General features: G+C 34.6%; 17 protein-coding genes. 4 read left to right on the forward strand and 13 right to left on the reverse strand.

Translation table 11 applies throughout. From position 1 onward, the window contains the following. Nucleotides 1-498 precede the first annotated feature (498 nt). The 4 genes from HNY42_RS14780 to HNY42_RS14795 are packed head-to-tail and all read left to right on the forward strand — an operon-like array spanning nt 499 to nt 3,235. Nucleotides 499-1,227: an ATP-binding cassette domain-containing protein gene (locus tag HNY42_RS14780; protein ID WP_188004755.1), complete on the forward strand. Its 729-nt coding sequence runs from the start codon at nt 499-501 to the stop codon at nt 1,225-1,227. Next, nucleotides 1,172-2,548, forward strand: coding sequence for a hypothetical protein (locus tag HNY42_RS14785; protein ID WP_188004756.1), 1,377 nt, complete (start codon nt 1,172-1,174; stop codon nt 2,546-2,548). The genes HNY42_RS14780 and HNY42_RS14785 overlap by 56 nt, the downstream gene beginning before the upstream one ends. Beyond that, nucleotides 2,545-2,820, forward strand: coding sequence for a hypothetical protein (locus HNY42_RS14790; protein WP_188004757.1), 276 nt, complete (start codon nt 2,545-2,547; stop codon nt 2,818-2,820). Before HNY42_RS14785 ends, HNY42_RS14790 begins: the two co-directional genes overlap by 4 nt. After that, on the forward strand, nt 2,810-3,235 hold the full coding sequence (locus HNY42_RS14795; protein WP_188004758.1) for a metalloprotease family protein: 426 nt from the start codon (nt 2,810-2,812) through the stop codon (nt 3,233-3,235). The genes HNY42_RS14790 and HNY42_RS14795 overlap by 11 nt, the downstream gene beginning before the upstream one ends. Nucleotides 3,236-4,318: 1,083 nt before the next feature. On the opposite strand, the gene HNY42_RS14800 is transcribed toward HNY42_RS14795, so the two are convergent. The 13 genes from HNY42_RS14800 to galU form a co-directional block, all read right to left on the reverse strand. Beyond that, nucleotides 4,319-5,536 (reverse strand): oligosaccharide repeat unit polymerase, encoded by a 1,218-nt coding sequence (locus HNY42_RS14800; RefSeq protein WP_188004759.1) that lies wholly within the window; start codon nt 5,534-5,536, stop codon nt 4,319-4,321. 195 nt (nt 5,537-5,731) lie between these two features. Further along, nucleotides 5,732-6,898 (reverse strand): nucleotide sugar dehydrogenase, encoded by a 1,167-nt coding sequence (locus HNY42_RS14805; RefSeq protein WP_188004760.1) that lies wholly within the window; start codon nt 6,896-6,898, stop codon nt 5,732-5,734. A 1-nt stretch (nt 6,899) separates the two neighbouring features. Next, nucleotides 6,900-8,078, reverse strand: a complete 1,179-nt coding sequence (locus tag HNY42_RS14810; protein ID WP_188004761.1) for a lipopolysaccharide biosynthesis protein — start codon at nt 8,076-8,078, stop codon at nt 6,900-6,902. A 180-nt stretch (nt 8,079-8,258) separates the two neighbouring features. Then, on the reverse strand, nt 8,259-9,434 hold the full coding sequence (locus HNY42_RS14815; protein WP_188004762.1) for a glycosyltransferase family 4 protein: 1,176 nt from the start codon (nt 9,432-9,434) through the stop codon (nt 8,259-8,261). Beyond that, complete coding sequence (locus HNY42_RS14820) at nt 9,427-10,038, reverse strand: CatB-related O-acetyltransferase (protein WP_188004763.1); 612 nt, start codon at nt 10,036-10,038, stop codon at nt 9,427-9,429. Before HNY42_RS14820 ends, HNY42_RS14815 begins: the two co-directional genes overlap by 8 nt. 2 nt (nt 10,039-10,040) lie before the next feature. After that, nucleotides 10,041-11,165, reverse strand: a complete 1,125-nt coding sequence (gene wecB / locus HNY42_RS14825) for a non-hydrolyzing UDP-N-acetylglucosamine 2-epimerase (protein ID WP_188004764.1) — start codon at nt 11,163-11,165, stop codon at nt 10,041-10,043. Then, the gene (locus HNY42_RS14830) at nt 11,162-12,280 is read right to left on the reverse strand and encodes a polysaccharide biosynthesis C-terminal domain-containing protein (RefSeq protein WP_188004765.1); all 1,119 of its coding nucleotides are present in this window, start codon (nt 12,278-12,280) and stop codon (nt 11,162-11,164) included. Before HNY42_RS14830 ends, wecB begins: the two co-directional genes overlap by 4 nt. 12 nt (nt 12,281-12,292) lie before the next feature. After that, entirely contained in the window at nt 12,293-13,348 is a 1,056-nt protein-coding gene (locus tag HNY42_RS14835; protein ID WP_188004766.1) for a polysaccharide biosynthesis protein, read from the reverse strand. A 25-nt stretch (nt 13,349-13,373) separates the two neighbouring features. After that, nucleotides 13,374-14,588 carry a glycosyltransferase family 4 protein gene (locus HNY42_RS14840; RefSeq protein ID WP_188004767.1) on the reverse strand — a complete coding sequence of 405 codons (1,215 nt, stop codon included), beginning with the start codon at nt 14,586-14,588 and terminating at the stop codon, nt 13,374-13,376. Continuing rightward, a complete protein-coding gene (locus HNY42_RS14845; protein WP_188004768.1) occupies nt 14,585-15,457 on the reverse strand; it encodes an NAD-dependent epimerase/dehydratase family protein in 873 nt (290 codons plus the stop codon). The genes HNY42_RS14840 and HNY42_RS14845 overlap by 4 nt, the downstream gene beginning before the upstream one ends. A 7-nt stretch (nt 15,458-15,464) precedes the next feature. Then, nucleotides 15,465-16,091, reverse strand: a complete 627-nt coding sequence (locus HNY42_RS14850; protein WP_188004769.1) for a sugar transferase — start codon at nt 16,089-16,091, stop codon at nt 15,465-15,467. A gap of 29 nt (nt 16,092-16,120) precedes the next feature. Continuing rightward, on the reverse strand, nt 16,121-17,971 hold the full coding sequence (locus tag HNY42_RS14855; protein WP_188004770.1) for a polysaccharide biosynthesis protein: 1,851 nt from the start codon (nt 17,969-17,971) through the stop codon (nt 16,121-16,123). 39 nt (nt 17,972-18,010) lie between these two features. Then, nucleotides 18,011-18,904 carry a UTP--glucose-1-phosphate uridylyltransferase GalU gene (gene galU / locus HNY42_RS14860; RefSeq protein WP_131972137.1) on the reverse strand — a complete coding sequence of 298 codons (894 nt, stop codon included), beginning with the start codon at nt 18,902-18,904 and terminating at the stop codon, nt 18,011-18,013. Nucleotides 18,905-19,061 lie beyond the last annotated feature (157 nt).

The following is a 19,061-nucleotide window of genomic DNA, read 5'->3' on the forward strand; positions in this document are numbered from 1 at the left end:
GATATTTACAAAACAAGTTAATAACCTACTAGTATTAGAGAAATCCTCGGTAGAAAAGTCATGATTATTCGTTGAGTAAGATGCTCCAAAAGGACTTGTTCCTAATATTGGAATTTTTGTTACAATCAAGTGGAAGGAAGTTTTAATTTTCTCTTCAAAAAACTAATGCCATGTTTCATGAGGATGAATAACTTTCTATCTTAAAAGAGAAAGGAGGAATTCGAATGTCTGCAATGTTCGTGTCGTATCAGTTATCATTGGAAGAAAAATTCTTTAACATGATCGAAAACAAGTGGTTCTGGATGGTTTTCGCGTTAGTCCTTTTAGTTGGAATTTTTGCATATGCCTTTTATTGCACAAGCCGCGGCTACAGCTTTAACGGAAACGTAAAGCTGAATTGGCCAAAGATTTGGCAAATGGGTATTGGCTGTAAAGCCTCGTAACGTACTTAATAAGCGGGGGCTCTTCGGGCTCCCGTTTTTCTTAGGAGGCGAGAACATGATTGAAATCAAACAGTTAACGAAGTCGTTCAAAAAAAATTGTATTATTGATCAATTATCAACAACGTTCTCAAAAACCGGTGTTTCTGTGATCGTCGGGACAAATGGTAGTGGGAAAACGACATTACTAAACATGATGACAAACTTACTCGAAGCAGATCGTGGTGAGATTTTGATTGATGAGTTATCACCAGGTAGCAAAGCATATAAGTCTAAGTTCTTCTATCTGCCTTCAGATTTTTATTTACCAGGATACATGACAGGTAAAGAATATGTACAGTTCGTTTTAAGTCGATACGAGACAAGTGAGTATGAGAAAGCACCCATCTTAATCGAACTACTCGATTTAGCGGATGGACAACATAAAACCATCGAATCGTACTCCTTTGGAATGAAAAAGAAAATTCAAATTGTTGCAGCACTCGCTGCCAATACTGAGTATATAATCGCGGATGAAATTTTCGGCGGACTGGATTTCGATACCTCCCTTCTTGTACAGGAGCTGTTCGCAGCGGTTGGCGAGACGAAGAAAATCATCATCGTATCGCATGAACGGAACACGATTGATCGTTTTCCGAATGACGTCAGACTCATGCGTCATGGTTCCCTTATACACTTTGAGGGGTCTCCCGAAGAATTGACACAAGTCATAAAACAAGAGGAGGTCTTGCGTGAGAAGTTCGCCATCGTCCAAAAACATTTTATGTCTTCTGAAGTTCTTCTATAACGATACATTTCATGGTTTGTTCAATCGTCCGTTCTTTCGTAGCCGATTGAACCGTTACGGATTATTACTACTGCTGACGGCAGCCTACCTCGGATACTTTTATTTAAATATGGTCCAACTTTCGACGTTGACGACTAACGCGAAAGAAGCTGATCAGGCGACACTCTTGTTAGCAGGAAAAATGACGTTGAGCAGTTACTTCAATGTCGTTTTCATTTTAGGAACGTTCATGTTCATTCTGTTGAACGCAACAGTCTCGTTGAATCGAAACTCTTTATTTTTCGCCAAGACACTTCCTTTTTCTGAACGGGAAGTTAATGTCAGCCAACGCTTGTTTAAACTGAGTGTCGCACTTGTCTTTTTTGAGTTATTGATGATTATCGTGGCACCTGCACTGAAGTTGATTCCGATGCAATGGGGAGTTGCGTTGCTCGTGCTCTTAACGCTACATACTGTATTTATTGCAAGCTTTTGGATTCTTGATTTTTTGTACGCAGCCCTGTTACAAAACATCTCCGGACTGAAGCGCACCCTATTAGGATTCGTGCTCGATTTATGTCTGATCGGCCTAGTGACCTTTCATTTAATCAAGACACGATTTCAAATCGATGTTTGGGTCAGCAGGCTGCCGTACTCTATTCTTACACTAACCCTATTCGTACTGGCAGGAAGCATCTTGATTGGAGGAGCTGCGTATCTCCTGCAAACCCTATTCTTCTCCCGCAACCATCTTTATGTGCGTCAGAGTTACTTTAAATTGGGCTTGCCCGCTTTTAATATTGGACTGGCAACAACGATGCCGGCCATTATTCGAAGTAAGAACTTCCTTTATTTCTGGGCATTACTAGCTGTCATGTCAGCCGGGGCGCTCTATCAAGTGGGTCTGGGGGGGACGATGCAACTGTGGTTATTCCTTTTACCGATTTTAGGAATCGTAACGATCACTTATGCAGATGCGACGTTGGCGGTACGCAAACTGTATGGATTATACCGTATCCATCCGTTGATGGAGCTTGGCTCCCTACTCGGAGTGTCGATCATTCTAATGGCCCCTGCCTTATATGTCGGGATTGTCGAGACAAGTAGTTTGAACCCCTATCTATACGGGATCAATATCTTTTTTGCGGCAACAATCGCAGGGTTTTTGTTTCCGAAATCACAAAGTAATATCAACGAGACGATTGCTTCCGTCTTGACGATTATCTTAATTATTCTCCTATCAGTACTTGTCAGCATAGACGGTGCGCTATACCCTGCATTATTGTTCTTGCTCGGCGTGTTGTATCTCATACTAAAGAAAGAATACGAGGTGGCAAAATGAAGATCACAAAATTGATTGGTGTAGGAACTGTAATCTGGGCGGTCATCTTTTTGATTGATTACATTTATGAGCTTTTTCAAATTAATGAAACCAGTGTTGTGACAACGCTAACCGGTCTGAAAATTTCTACTGTGATGACGAAAGAAGAACTGAATACACATTTCTCACTCACATTACAGGCGCTCCTCATGTATCTTGCCTTTATCGCACTGTTCACTTTATTTGGATTATTCATGCAGACACGACGGACTTCTGCTCGACATGACAGCTGAGACACTGCTGCTCCTGATCAGTTATGTACTGTTGATTGCTTTAGTCGTGACTATTCATGAAAGTATCCATTGGTGTTTTGCGCTTCTCTTCCGACGTCAGCCACGCGTGACATTCGACCGTTTTCTGACTCCGACGGTCCGTTATCATAATACTCATGTAGACTGGCAAAATCTGATTATTTCAGCTTCAGCACCATTACTTCTTTTCTCTTTTGGTATATGGGTCGAAGGGAACAGCGGAGCGTGGGTAGTAGTGAAAATACTTTGTTTAGCAAATGTATTTAACTTTTTCCCTATCACGACAGACGGACAGATGATATTTTTATCACTCGTTAATATGATTCAAAAACAGCGACGATGTAAAATAAAGAAGCTGACTCAAAAGTCGGCTTCTCTTCAAAATCAAAAAAAATAAAAACCTGTCTTTTTGAACTGTTCAAAAATAGAGATTTTCAAGCTCTGGATCCGACATTTTGTTGGACTCAGGGTTTTTTAATCATTTTTGGATGCGCTACTACCCTGACACAATATCTCGATGTCCAGACCAATGACAGTTACTTGTTTCAAAACAACACCAGGCGTTTACTGGAGCCGAATCAAACGAAGAAACAACTTCGACTCGACAGTCAACAGATCCTTAAGCGCATCCTCCTATCACATGACTTACGAGTAACGTTCGCGATAACAATTTATCAGGAACATCACGCTGATTTACCGACTGTCTTGAATCTGCTCGGTCATCGGTAACAACAAACGGACCTCCATAAAGCAGAAGCCCGTTTCACTGATGAGTTAAAAAAATAGACGTTAGTACAGATGATGAATTTGGCGAATTGTTTGAATCGTCTCTTTAAGCGAGTGATACTCGTGTTGTTAAATGTGTTGATGAACAATCAAACGGATTTGTTTCATTGGATTTGCCTTAAGCCGTTTCGCTCGAACAAGTTCATTTCCGAGTGCGATCAACGCGTGATACCGCCGCATCTCCGTAGTTGGTTTATAGTGTTGAATTAAATGATAAAAATAAATTCGAAGATACTTTACTGGTCACTTTACACAATACTTCTTCATCTGTATGAGATCATTATGTACGATAAGCTTTAATTGTTAGCTTACTATACGTCGTATGTGAAACAAAGTAGTGCCCTAAATAAGAAAATTGTGTTCTGAAAAATCCTTCTTTTAGTTTTTATAACAAAGGGATTCCCTCTCAATTGATCAATTCCAATTTCAAATGCTTTTGCACTACACAATTACATAAAAGTAATTTTTTCAGAATAAAGCCGAAGAATTGAGGAATCAAAAGCAAAAAAAGTATCTAGTGGGAGAGTTGAACTGTACTCTATCAAGTAGACTTGGAATAGTTCACTTTTATTAAAATATATTTTATTTTTTTCTCAAATATATTGGTAATTTTAGCTATAATAATTTAAAAATAAAATCACCTTAACAAATTTTAATCATCCAACGATTAATCATAATTAAAACTTAAATTAATTCAATTACTTACTTCTTGATTAATACGCTGAACAACTCCAAAAAGGAAGCAAAACAACGTAAAATAAACAACCCATCCTTGCATAATAGGTTCTACCATAAAACTTACGAAAAATGCTGTATATAAAAGAATCACTAAAGCTTTCAAAAACTTTGGATGAGGTAATTCCATAAATTTCCTTAGAGATAAAAATGAAAAAATTGTAAACATTAATAAGAATAGCAAAGGAATAACACCAACGTCTAACCCAATATCAAGCCATAAATTATGAGCAAAGTTTAGTGACAAATGTGTTTTTCTTCCTCCCATAGGATTAACAAATAATCCAAAAAATGTGTCATTCCATGCCTTTAACCTCGGATCATCAAATAAATCTGAAGAATTAAGCCTTTGAAACATGAGAGTCGATTGGATATAAATTTTTATGTTAAGAAAATTTATAGAATACAAAAAATATCCAATTAAGATAACTAAAATGATAATGAACGAAGTTATAATTTTTCTAAAGTTAATTTTTACAAACGCTAAATATAGTACTACAAAAGAAATTGGAACTAACAACAAACCAGTTCTGTTAGCTAACTGAACTGCTGTGTAGATTGTTATAACAAAACAAAATAAGCAAATTAATTTTATTAAATTCCCATTTTTTAGCGATTTTGCGGATAAAAATAGCAATGGTAATAAAACAAGACCTAGCGACAAACTGGTATTTAGACCGGTTGCATTAATAGGGTTTTGACCCCACAAATTAATTGCCGTTCTTCCATTCGTCAAGATATAAGAATCAAAATCTCCGTACATATAAATAGTCTTTAGGAATGACAGAAAACCGAATAGTGAAAGAGAAACAATCATTACAAACAATATCTTTGTAAACTTTTTATAACTTTTATCATTAACAATAATATAATATCCAAATATGAACATAATCGGTGGAAATAGCAATCGACCAATTACTGCATCTATTGAACTAAATCCATAAAAAATAAGGATAATACTATAAGTAATTGTAAAAGCTACTAATGAGAAAAAAATAAAAATAAATTGTTTTTCAATCTTTTTACTTATTAAAAAAAATAACATAACAGGCGCTATAAGAAGAGGTAAGTAGTTGCCTATATTTAAAAAATTTGAACTGTATATTGCCACTCCCATGCAACCTAATAAAAATACAATTTTAGATTTATTATTTATTTGTATTTGGGCGCTATTCAATTAAAAGCTCCTATCTCAATAAGAATATGGATGTTTACCCAATTTATGCTTGTTATTCTATTAGATAAATATATTTTTTATTCCGCTATTCGCTAAAATGGCGACTTGTTATTTATTTATTCCAACGTATTTAATATTAAATTAACTCAATACAATAAGACATATATTTTATATTATAAGAAGATGACACCCTTTTTAATCACGACTATACAAATCACGTGTATACACTTTATCCTCGACATCTCTTAACTCAGGATGCATACGATTCGAGATGATAACATCTGATTCTTGTTTAAATGCTTCAAGATCACGAATAACGCGGGAATTGTAGAATGTATCTTCTGTCAACACAGGCTCAAAGACCGTCACTTCAATTCCTTTCGCCTTGATTCGTTTCATGATTCCTTGAATCGAAGACGCACGAAAGTTGTCCGAGTCCGTTTTCATCGTCAGACGATACACACCAACGACTTTCGGATTTTGTTTGATGATCGTATCGGCAATATAATCTTTCCGTGTCCGGTTCGCTTCAACGATCGCCCCGATGATATTATTGGGTACTTCATCATAGTTCGCCAGCAGCTGCTTCGTATCTTTTGGAAGACAATATCCACCGTAACCAAAAGATGGATTATTGTAGTGATTACCGATTCGGCTATCAAGCCCTACACCTTCGATGATTTGTTTAGTATCGAGGTTACGGACTTCTGCATACGTATCGAGTTCATTAAAGAACGCAACACGCATTGCTAAATACGTATTAGAGAAAAGCTTGATGGCTTCGGCTTCTGTTGAGTCTGTCAAAAGAATCGGGATATCTTTTTTAATGGCTCCTTTGAGTAAAAGATTAGCAAACTGTTGCGCCCGTTCTGACTGTTCACCAACGACGATTCGTGACGGATAAAGATTATCATGCAGGGCTTGTCCTTCACGCAAAAATTCTGGCGAGAAGATGATGTTTGATGTATCGAACTTCTCTTTTAATTCTTGTGTGTAGCCTACCGGTACCGTCGATTTTATTATCATCGTGGCATCCGGATTAATCGCAAGGACTGTAGCAATGACGCTCTCAACCGTCCGGGTGTTAAAGTAGTTTCGTGCTGGATCGTAATCTGTGGGCGTCGCAATGATAACGAATTCAGCATCTTTATACGCTTCAAAATTATCGGTTGTCGCATGTAGATCCAATTCTTTGTTCTGTAAAAAATTTTCGATTTCTGCATCAACGATTGGTGATTTCCGATCGTTAACGAGCTTGACACGTTCTTTAATAATATCAATCGATGTGACCTTATTATGTTGTGCAAGCAAAACGGCCATAGAAAGCCCTACATAACCGGTTCCCGCCACTGTAATTTTCAAATTATGTTCTCTCCTCTATATTAAGTTGACTAGTAAATTTTATAATAAAATAAATCAATGAAATTCTAAATAAATTTAAGATAATCGTAAAGTAAATAAATAACTCTAAATCATAGTAAATTAGAAAAATACCTCCAAAAATTATATAAATTATCACATATACAATCTGAACTCTTAATTGCCATTTTATATCACTCATTTTCAATAGAAACGTATTTAATATAGTGCCAAAAATAAAAGTTAATGCTGACGCACTGGAAATACCGATATATTTTTTTGAGTCATCGTAAATAGCTGGATATAAAATTTTAGTAATATAGTCCCCTAAAAAATAAGTTACAATAAATATCAAACAAAAGACTATAGTTAAAGAGAAGCATATCTTCTGAAATAATTTTAAACTTAAATCGTTTTTTTTAGATATATATGTTAGAAAAACACTGTTAATTGGCGTAACTACAAGACCTATTGACTTCCCCACAAAAGAAGCTACTACAAAAATAGATACGCTTGTAGAACCTAATAAAGGAAATAACAACAATCTGTCAATATAAATCATCGAGTTGCTTATCAAAGACGCCATTGATAGTGAAAAAAACTGAGAGTACATTTTTTTATTTTTTACTACTTTAAATTCTTCTTTTACTGTTTTTGCTTTTAAAATGACGAATACTGTACCTAATACTTCACCAATCAAAAAAATAAATATCCATTCTTGAAGTAATAACTTATAGAAGATTAAACCTAATAAATATCCGCTTGCAGTAATCAAATTAAGTACTAATACGTTATTATAATTAATTTCTATCCTGAAGCTATAAGAATGATAATTTTTAAATATCATACAAAGGGCTAATACCAAGTAATAAATATTTATTACTTCAGATAATGATCGGCTTATGATGTAAATTATTATGGTAACAATAAATACAAGAGTTAAAAAATTATTATATTCACTAGTTTTAATATACTTTTTTTGATTAATTAATCTTAGATTTCCAATTGAGCTCGAGAACCCTATAGAAATCATATTGATAACACCTATAGATAATAAAAATAAGCCATACTCTTTAATTGATAAATCTTTAGCCAAAAAAGGATAAATTAAGAACTGAATTACTAACACAATTAAAAATGAAGAAATTACATTATATAAAATATCTTTTATAATTTTTCTCATTAATTAAATTCCTTTTTAACCCCATTAAATATATAACATGGTATGTTTTAATTTTAAAGAAATAACTCTAATAGCTCAGATAACTGCATAATAATCTAGCCTACTCTATTCAATCAAGCTTTTCTAATTTTTATAGGGTTAAATAAATACCCATAGATTTTTTTATTAAAAATCACAAAATTATTTGGTAGTTTTATAATCGATACTTTTTTCAGCTATTTTTGAATATGAGAACGAATCTTTAATTTCCTGAGAATTTTTTAATAAATTCTTATATTCTTTCTTGTCTTTATACTTTAATGTATTTAATAAACTTACTAAAGTATATGAACTATCATCATTTAAAAATATAACGTTATTATTCATATTAATATGTTCCGTTCCTGCCCATCTCTTATATATACCTGGAACTCCTGATCCTACAGCTTGTTCCCATAAAACTGAGTGCCTTCCAGGAAAAACAACTAAATCAGCAGCCAAAAAGTATTTGTATGATTCAATTGATTTTATCCAACCTACATATTTAATTTGAGGATTATCAATAGCATGATAAAACTCTTCTTGAAGTTCTTTTATAACAGATCCAAAAATGACTAACTTTACTCCTTTAACCTCTTTTACAGATTTTATTAAATGAAAAATTTCTTTTTTAGCATTATCTATTTTTCCACCTGTAACTATTAAAAAATCATCATTCTCTATTAATGAATTTTTTAATAATGTTATTTCTTCTGAATTATTTTCGGTCAATTTTTGTATGTAGTCAGAATCCGCACCCATAACCAATAAATCTATTTTGCTCTTTGGAATTTTATAAACTTCATTTAAAAAATTCACTCTTGCTGGTAAAACGCCATAAAATTTTTCAGTTAAACTAATTATTTGTTTTACATTTTGCCTCCATATAATTCCGTGGAAAATGTTTTTAGAAATAAAATTTTTAGCACTATTTGAAAAATCCGCATGATTGTCTATATATAGTTTTACTTGAGGATTTTTCTGACAATATTCCCTGATAATCTTTAAATCTAAAAATTGCGATCCATGAACAAAAATTATATCAGGATTAGATTCATTGATATATCTTTCGGTGTTTTTATACAATTTTAATTTTTTAGAAAAAATTATATTTTTGTACTCCAATCTAGTCACTTTAATGTTATCTTCATTTAAATATTCTCTAAACTCTCCCTCATTTGTTTTCTCTCCGTTTTCATCAAAGTTCTCTTGAGATGCTATAATTTCTACATCATACCCCATTTTTTTATGATACCTTGGTAATAAATTTTCTTGATACGAATGATTATCTATATAAAAACACGAAAGGCAAACATGAAGAATTTTAATATTATTCATTCCTCTCATCAATTATTTTTAATACTTCTTCTAAATTATTTGTATAGTCTGCTATAGCATAAATATTCTCTTCACTAAATTCCCACCATTTTGAATTTTTAAGCTTCAGAATAGTTGAATCAGAAAATCTTTTTTTAATTAAACGAGCTGGATTTCCTGCCCATATCTCGTATTCTCCTACATTTTTTGTAACAACAGATCCCATTCCTACAATTGCTCCATCACCAATTCTAACCCCGGACTTAACGAGCACATTGTTTCCAATCCATACATCATTTCCGATGTAAGTATTTGAATAACTATTAAATTTATTTTCAGAAAAATTTTTATTAAGTATATTTTTACCATCGTAAAAAACCGGAGAAGATGACAACCAATCAATAGGATGACTTGCTCCACCTATAATACAATTATTTGCTATTGAACAAAATGAACCTATTTCAGAGTTAACGATAATACAGTCATTTCCAATATATGAATATTTATCCATTTTTAAATTAATAATATTGTTTCCTCTACCAATTTTAGATTTTTTATCAATCGTACTTGACTTTACTGAACTAATTCTCAACTTACTAATAAATTTTGAAAGGTAATATTTCATTTTTACTTTTTCCAAACATTTCTATTGACGTAATCTGTATATGAAATAATTATTTTTACTACTTTATCTGAAACATTCACAATATTATAATCTGAAACAATTCGGGAAGGTTTATGTACAGATTCTTCTATTATTTTTAATCCTCTCATTATATTATTTGACTCTAATCCAGTCATTATAACGCTAGCTTCTTCCATAGCTTCAGGTCTTTCATGAGCTTCTCTAATATTTAAAGATTTAAGATTTAAAATTGATGTCTCTTCACTTATTGTTCCACTGTCACTTAGAACTGCTTTTGCTCCTTGCTGCAACTTAATATAGTCATTGAAACCTAGGGGTTTAATTAAAATAATTTTTTCATTAAGTATGAAATCTTCTTGTTCAATCATTTTCATAGTTCTTGGATGCGCACTAAAAATAATTGGATACTTATAAGAGATAGCAATAGTATTTAAGGAGTCGATTAATTTTTTAAAGTTAGTTACAGAGTTAATATTCTCTTCTCTATGTGCTGAAACTACAAAGTACTGATTACTGGTTAATTTTAAGGTGGTTAAAATTGAAGAATTTTCAATACTAATTTTTCTGGAATTCAAAACTTCATACATAGGGCTTCCAGTTTTAATTATCCGATCAGCAGGTAATCCTTCTCTGAGTAGATACTCTCTCGCAATATCACTATAAGTTAGATTAATATCTGAAATATGATCTACAATTTTACGATTTGTTTCTTCAGGTACACGTTGATCAAAACAACGGTTTCCTGCTTCCATATGAAAAATCGGGATTTTACGTTTTTTTGCAGCAATTGCACAAAGACAACTGTTTGTATCACCCAAAATTAAAACTGCTTCAGGCTGTACTTCTTCTAAAATCGGATCAATGGCGATTAAAATATTTCCTATAGTCTCAACTGCTGTACCATTTGCAGCGTTTAAAAAGTAGTCAGGTTTTCGTAAATTGAAATCCTCAAAAAATACTTCGTTTAGTTCATAATCATAGTTTTGACCCGTATGTACTAATACATGTTCAATTGCTTCAGATTCTTCTAATTTGTTAATTACAGCTGATAGGCGGATAATCTCCGGACGCGTTCCAACAATCGTCATGACTTTTAATTTGTTCATTTTATGACCTCATTCATATAAGTATCTGGTTTTTTTGTATCAAACTGTTCATTCACCCAAAACAAAGTAATCATTTCATCTGTTCCAATATTTTCAATCGAGTGTGTATAACCAGGTGGTATATCGACAACTCGCGCTTCGTTTCCTTCAATTTTATATTCAATTACTTCAGATTTCTCAATATGTCTGAATCGAATCATTGCTTCACCACTAATGACGATAAACTTCTCTACTTTCGTATGATGATAATGATTTCCTCGTGTGATGCCTGGTTTTGTCTTTGAGACAAACATTTGTCCCATATAATCCGATTTGATCAATTCACTTAACCAGCCTCGATTATCCTCATGTTTTTTTAAACCATATGAGAATTTATCCTCTTCTAAGTAAGATAAATAAGTCGTATATAGTTTTTTGACGAATAAATCTTGATAGTTAGGCAACAGTAAAGAATCACGCATGTTTTTAAAACTTTGAATCAACGTTACTATTTCTTTAAGTGTTTTTTTATAAGTAACTGGTACTGTAACATACGTGTTATTTCTACCGTTGTTATCAGATAATAAGTTAGCAACTATGCTATCAACTACATCATCAATATAAGCTAAGTTCAGCTCAATGGAAGGATCAGTAACAGTAATTTCTAAATCATTCGCAACATTGTAACAAAATGTAGCAATTGCTGAGTTGTAGTTAGGCCGGCTCCATTTACCGAATAAATTAGGTAAACGATAAATCGTAATACGTGATCCCGTCTGATCATGATATTTAAGTACTTCTTTTTCCGCTCCCAATTTACTTTCGCCGTAGGGATTGTTTAGCTCAGCTTGAGTAGAGGATGATAGTAAAATATGCGGATGTTTATTTGAACGGCTAGCAAAATCTACAAGTTTAGCCGTTAAATCTTGATTCCCGCTCTTAAATTCATTTTCTGTTTTTGGCCGGTTCACTCCAGCTAGGTGAACAATTTTATCTGCTTGTTTTACTAGTGATTCTAATTCAGCTTCCGAATTACCTTTTGAGTATTCTAATACTTCAAATCTTGAATTTTCATTTAAGTGTGAGATCAAGTTTCTACCAACAAAACCTTTTGATCCCGTTACTAAAATTTTCATTATATATCCTCCTTACATCAATTCAATGATGCTATCTGATTCGACTTTTTCGCCTTTCCATTGTGCTAGCTCATACTGAATATAAGGAAGATTTAAAAGCATTTCTTTTACTTGCTCCACGTTTACTCGATTTGTATTGTCAGAGTTATATTCCAAATGGTCGCGGACTAACTCGTTACCTTCTGTAAAAAATTTTTCATAGTTCAAATCACGTGTGTCGGCCGGTATACGATAGTACTCACCGTGATCTTCTGCTTTAACAAATTCTTCTTTAGTAAGTAGCGTCTCGTACGACTTTTCACCATGACGTGGTCCGATGATTTTAAAGTCACTTTTCGCATTGAATAGTTCCTTTAACGCAGTGGCCAGTTCAAAAATTGTACATGCAGGGGCTTTTTGTACAAAAATATCTCCCTGTTTAGCATTGTTAAAAGCATACAATACTAAATCAACTGATTCTTCCAATGACATCATATAGCGTGTCATACTCGGATCCGTGATTGTTAAATCTTTTCCTTCTTTCATCAAATTAACGAACAAAGGAATAACCGATCCCCGTGAAGCCATAACGTTACCATAACGTGTTGAACAGAATACTGTCTCGTCTTCAGAAAGATTTCGGGAAGCCGCAATCATACACTTCTCAGCCATTGCCTTTGAAATTCCCATAGCATTAACTGGATAGACTGCTTTATCTGTACTTAATAAAACGACACGTTCCACATTATGATACTTCGCAGCACGAAATACATTATCTGAACCTTGGACATTTGTCTTGATTGCTTCCATTGGATAAAACTCACATGAAGGGACTTGCTTTAATGCAGCAGCATGAAAAACATAATTTACATCCTTCATTGCGTCAGCGATACTGTTGTAGTCTCTAACATCACCAATATAATATTTAACTTTATCGTTTTGAATTAAGTTACGCATATCATCTTGTTTTTTCTCGTCACGGCTAAAGATACGTATTTCTTTGATATCTGTATCAATAAATCGTTTTAACACTTGATGACCAAATGATCCTGTCCCGCCTGTAATTAATAATATTTTATCTTTGAACATTTTATGTACTCCAATCTATAAAAACTTAATTTTTTTCGAAATAGCTATCCATTTCATTCATCAAGTTTTTCTTGTTGAATTTTTCCTCACAATATTTTTTAGAATTCATACTCATTTCATTTAATTCTTCAGACGATAAATTAACAAATTGAATTACATTAGTAATCATTGAATTAACATCATTTGGTGAACTTGATAAGCCAGATAGTGATTCTTTAATAATGGAATCACACTCTCCTTCAACTGAAGCCAAGACCGGCATACCACATGCCATATATGATTGTAATTTCGCAGGAATTGTCATTGAAAATAATTTACTATTTGCTAGAGTAAGAACTGCAACATCATGCTCTGCTAGGATTTCCGGAATTGCCTCTGCAGGTTGTTTATTTACGAAAGTAAACATGTCGTCTACATCATTCATCTTAACTAAGCTTATGAGCTCAGATTTATAGCGTCCATCACCAACTAAAGTGAATTTTATTTGTTTCTTTAGATTTAGTTTTTTCACTTCAGCAGCTACTTTCGGCAAAATATCCAAACCTTGTGCATTACCAATATTACCTGTGAAGACAAACGAAAGAATATCTTTTTCTTCATGAACCTCTTTATTCTCTATTACTCTATAAAACTCTTCAGCATATTGAGGCCAAAATTTTAATTTTTCTAATGGAACACCTCTTTTAGAAATTGCTGTGACAAAGCTGTTGGAAGTTGTAAAAATTTTTGTTGTTCTTTTATAAATGTAATCAACCATTTTTCCAATCATATTCAAAATCTTTTTGTTATGAATACCTGTTACAATTTCTACATTTTCCGGCCATAGATCTTGTACGTATAAAAAACAAGGTATTTTCTTTTTTTGTGCAAACCATATTCCCGGAAGCGCTTGAGTCATAGGAGAAACTTCAAATATAAATACATGTGTAGGTTTTAATTTGGAAAATACTGACCATAGTCCACCGCTTATTACGAACGAAATATAATTTAAGACTAAATTAAAAGCTGAATTTCCTCTTGGAACGATTGGTAAGCGAATAATATTTATTCCTTCATAATTTTCTCTATTCTTTTTATTAAATCCGTATCCCTCAAAAAATTTCCCTTGAGGATAGTTTGGAATCCCTGTCACTACAGTTACTTCGTATCCTCGTTCAATCCATTCCTTACACATATCATTTATTCGAAAAGTTTCCGGAAAAAAATACTGGCTAATCACTAGTATATGTCGTTTATTCAAGGTATATCCCTCTCCGTTTTTACTATACTTTCATAGAAATCATTCACCCAATAATCATTTAAGATTTGATGCTCTGACAATTTTTGATCATAGACTAAATTTCCAAATAGCTTATTAAAAATTTCTTGTTTTTTTATTAGTTTTTTTATTAAATAATTAAACCCTGGTACAAGAATTACTTTTTTGTCATTTACTTCAGCAATTGTTTTAACCAGTTCAGAAGTAGTCACGTAGGATTTATTTTGAGGGAAAAACGTACCCTTAACATCTTTTAAAATAATAGCTGTAATGAATGAAGATAAATTATCTATATGTAGCATACTTCTTTCGTTATAAAAATCTGGGAATACAGGAGTAAGTTTCGATAACTTAGATAGTTTCGAATAATTTCCTTTCGAGTTTCTTCCATAAATCATTGGTGGTCTAATAATTGCAATTTTAAAACTATCATTTTCTAGTGACCTTATTAGATTTTCTGCCTGAAGTTTACTATCCCCATAAAAATTGGATGGTACTGGAACAGTACTTTCATCAATCTTTGGATCATTAAGATTGCCCTCACCATATACAATTATACTGCTCATAAAAATAAATTGTTTCACACTATCTCGCCTTGATTTTTTTGCTAATTCCAAAGTTAAATCACGATTCACTTTGTAGTATTTCTCTTTAAGTTTTGGATTTCGAGACGAATGTGCTATTCCTGCTAAGTGTAAAACTACATCATAATTTGAAAAACTTTTTTCTTTCCATTCATTTGTTCTAACATTTATAAAATCCATATCAATATCTATAGAATTTAGTTTAATCCAATTATAAAATGCAGTACCTATATAGCCATTTTCTCCTGTTACAAGAACTTTTTTCATGATTTAGTTACTCCTTTGTACTTGCAACTTCTTTTACAGTAGTTTTTCCTGTGCCGCCTTCAACTACCCCGTCACTTTTCAAAACACTAAAAATTGTTGCTACGAAACATCGTGTATCCATCATGATTCCCATTCGCTTGACATATTCTCCATCCAGCTTGGCCTTAATTTCAATCGGTAGTTCATCTCGACCGTTGATTTGTGCCCAACCTGTTAAACCGGGTAATGTATCATTCGCTTGGTATTTATCTCGCTCGTCGATCAAATCGTACTGGTTCCACAACGCCGGACGTGGCCCTACAAATGCCATCTCACCTTTCAAAATGTTAAAGAGTTGTGGCAATTCATCGAGGCTTGTTTTTCGTAGGATTTTACCGACACGCGTGATGTACACATCTGGATCCGCTAACAAGTGGGTTGGTGTATCATTTGGTGTTTCGATATACATCGTTCGGAATTTTAGAATATTAAAATGATTTTTATTTAGACCGACTCGTTTTTGCTTAAAGAATACTGGCCCTCGTGACTCCACCTTGATGGCAGCCATAATGAAGATAAAAACAGGAATCAATACTAAACAGGCAACGAAGGCAATCGAAAATCCAAGTGGACGTTTGATTTTTAAGTAATTCAAATTTCATTCCTCCTTTTAGACATCGTTCGTCAGACTAAATTTTCTTCACGAACCACTACATCATTCGCAATATCAAGTAAGATGTTTCTTAATTGCAGTGGTGCATTCTTATGTCGATCCACTATATTCAAAATATCTATGACTGGTTCTTTTTGACGTGTTCGTCCGACAAAAATCTTCGGATAAATCGCTTCTGGATCCACTTCACCATCCTTCAGTAGTTCTTCATACATTTTCTCACCCGGGCGAATCCCCGAGAATACGATTGGCATCTCATCTTCTGTAAAACCACTCAGTTCAATCATATTTTTTGCAAGATCCACGATTTTGACCGGTTCCCCCATATCAAGAACAAATACTTCTCCACCATCCGCTAAAATACCGGCTTGAATGACTAACCGACTTGCTTCTGGAATCGTCATAAAGAAGCGCGTCATTTCCGGATGTGTGACCGTAACTGGTCCCCCTGCTAAAATTTGCGATTTAAACAATGGAATGACTGAGCCACGACTACCCAGTACATTTCCGAAACGTACGACAGCGAATTTTGTTTTGCTACGACATCCCAGTTCTTGAATAACCATTTCCGCAATCCGTTTTGTTGATCCCATGACGTTTGTTGGATTTACGGCTTTATCGGTTGAAATCATTACAAAACGTTCTGCTTCGAATAAGTCTGCTACTTCGGCAACATTTTTTGTCCCGTACACATTGTTTTTAACTGATTCGTACGGGTTGGCTTCCATTAACGGGACATGTTTGTGTGCTGCTGCGTGGAAAACAACCTGTGGTTTATGTGTCGCAAACACTTCTTCGAGTCGCGTGCGATCTTGGACATCCGCAATGATCGGGACTAAGTTAATCGGAAACTGAAGTCCGCGTAGCTCTCGTTCAATCAGATAAATACTGTTTTCACCATGCCCTAGCAATACTAGTGTCGTTGGATTAAATTGAATGATTTGTCGGCAAATCTCTGATCCAATCGATCCGCCTGCTCCGGTCACAAGAACCGTTCGTCCTTCAATTTCAGATTTAATCCCTGAAATATCGAGTTCAACCGGTTCACGACCAAGTAAATCTTCAATCGAAACATCACGGATTGCACTGACGGAAACTTTCCCGGTAATCAATTCTTCTATCATCGGCAACGTCTGAACGTTTTTACAAAGCGTTTTCGCTTCCGTGATCAGTTCGACTCGTCGTTGTTGCGTTAATGACGGAATTGCAAGCACAATCGCTTCAATCCGGTGCTTTTCGATGACCGACTTTAAGTTCGCTGTTGTCCCAACCACTTCAATCCCTTGAATCATGAAATGCATATTTTTTGGATCATCATCCAAAAATGCAACAGGCTTTAGCTCATGGAACGGAGATACGTATAATTGGCGGACTAAAGACCTTCCAGCTCGACCTGCTCCAATGACAAGAGTTCGTTTACGCGACTTGACCAATTTTCTTGGTAATGCGTATTTTCGCCAATGTTGTCCGATACCAAGTAACCGTAAAGCGACACGAATCGCTCCAAGCAATAATAATGAAATACAAAAACTAAGAATCGTGATACGTTCAAGCACTTGTCCGAACACAATTTTTTGATAAACCATCAGTCCAATTGAACTGGCACCGAGTGACAAGGACAAGGTCAGTGCCTCTTGGATACTGGCATACTTCCAGTTGACACGATACAACTTCATTAAAAAAGCCAATGTGACGAACAACAAGGCAAAGACAGCAGCTGATTGAAGCAATAGTTTACTATCAATCAAATCAAACAGTTCTTTGGGATATAAGAAGAAGTAGGTGAATCCCATCGCAACCCCTAAGGCTACGGCATCAATGCAGGCTAAGGTCAACGTGCGGTAATAATAGTAGAATTTCAAAGGACACTCTCCTTTCTCGTTTGGTGGTTATAGCATTTTTCAGACTAACGAAGATGCCTTCGCCCGTTCTGCGAGTAAGTCTGCCATCATCTTAGCAACGTCGTCTCCAAGATCATCCCGTTTCAAGGCAAACTCGAGTGTCGTTTGAATAAATCCTAGTTTTTCCCCGACATCATAGCGCTTGCCGTCGAATTCATAGGCAAAGACCCGTTGCATCTCATTGAGTCGTGTAATTGCATCCGTCAATTGAATCTCACCGCCGGATCCGACTTCCTGTGTTTCCAAGTATTTAAAAATTTCCGGTGTCAGAAGATAACGACCTAAAATCGCTAAGTTCGATGGTGCTGTTCCTGGTGCCGGTTTTTCAACAAATGATTTCACCTTATGTAAGTTCTCTGAGATGCTTGTGCTTGGATCGACAATACCGTAACGGTGTGTATCTTTATCCGCAACAGGTTGAACGCCGATGATGGAACTGTTTGTAATCTCATACTGTTCAATTAATTGCCGGGTACATGGAACATCGGCTTGGACGATATCATCCCCGAGCATGACGACGAACGGTTCATTACCGATAAATGCTTTTGCCTGTAAAATTGCGTCACCCAGTCCTTTTGGTTTCGATTGACGGATAAAATGGATATTGATGTTCGTTGTCGCTTCGACGAGATGCAACAGCTCCGACTTATTTTTCGCAATCAAGTTCGCTTCCAGTTCCGGAACGGAATCAAAATGATCCTCAATCGCCCGTTTCCCTTTACCGGTGATGATTAAAATATCTTCAATCCCCGATTCAATCGCTTCTTCGATGATATATTGAATCGTCGGCTTATCGACAATCGGTAACATTTCTTTCGGCATCGCTTTGGTTGCCGGTAAAAAACGTGTGCCGAGCCCAGCAGCTGGAATAACAGCCTTTTTGACACGAGTCATGATACCCCTCCTCATCTCACTTAATTCTCCTATAATATAATTAATTTGGAATTCTTTATGTAATTTACATTAACACATCCATCAATGACACTTCTATAAAATTTTCCATATACCTAAAATGTAAACGATATCATCGAAAAAAGAGAGTGTATTTCCA

Origin of the sequence: Exiguobacterium sp. Helios (assembly GCF_014524545.1) — a bacterium.
In the GTDB taxonomy this organism is placed as follows: Bacteria; Bacillota; Bacilli; order Exiguobacteriales; family Exiguobacteriaceae; genus Exiguobacterium_A.

Bases quoted from the DNA above. Each gene is read 5' to 3' on its own strand.
- HNY42_RS14780 (WP_188004755.1), top strand. From the start codon at position 499: ATGATTGAAATCAAACAGTTAACGAAGTCGTTCAAAAAAAATTGTATT.
- HNY42_RS14790 (WP_188004757.1), top strand. From the start codon at position 2,545: ATGAAGATCACAAAATTGATTGGTGTAGGAACTGTAATCTGGGCGGTC.
- HNY42_RS14795 (WP_188004758.1), top strand. From the start codon at position 2,810: ATGACAGCTGAGACACTGCTGCTCCTGATCAGTTATGTACTGTTGATT.
- HNY42_RS14810 (WP_188004761.1), bottom strand. From the start codon at position 8,078: ATGAGAAAAATTATAAAAGATATTTTATATAATGTAATTTCTTCATTT.
- HNY42_RS14815 (WP_188004762.1), bottom strand. From the start codon at position 9,434: ATGAATAATATTAAAATTCTTCATGTTTGCCTTTCGTGTTTTTATATA.
- HNY42_RS14820 (WP_188004763.1), bottom strand. From the start codon at position 10,038: ATGAAATATTACCTTTCAAAATTTATTAGTAAGTTGAGAATTAGTTCA.
- wecB (WP_188004764.1), bottom strand. From the start codon at position 11,165: ATGAACAAATTAAAAGTCATGACGATTGTTGGAACGCGTCCGGAGATT.
- HNY42_RS14830 (WP_188004765.1), bottom strand. From the start codon at position 12,280: ATGAAAATTTTAGTAACGGGATCAAAAGGTTTTGTTGGTAGAAACTTG.
- HNY42_RS14835 (WP_188004766.1), bottom strand. From the start codon at position 13,348: ATGTTCAAAGATAAAATATTATTAATTACAGGCGGGACAGGATCATTT.
- HNY42_RS14845 (WP_188004768.1), bottom strand. From the start codon at position 15,457: ATGAAAAAAGTTCTTGTAACAGGAGAAAATGGCTATATAGGTACTGCA.
- galU (WP_131972137.1), bottom strand. From the start codon at position 18,904: ATGACTCGTGTCAAAAAGGCTGTTATTCCAGCTGCTGGGCTCGGCACA.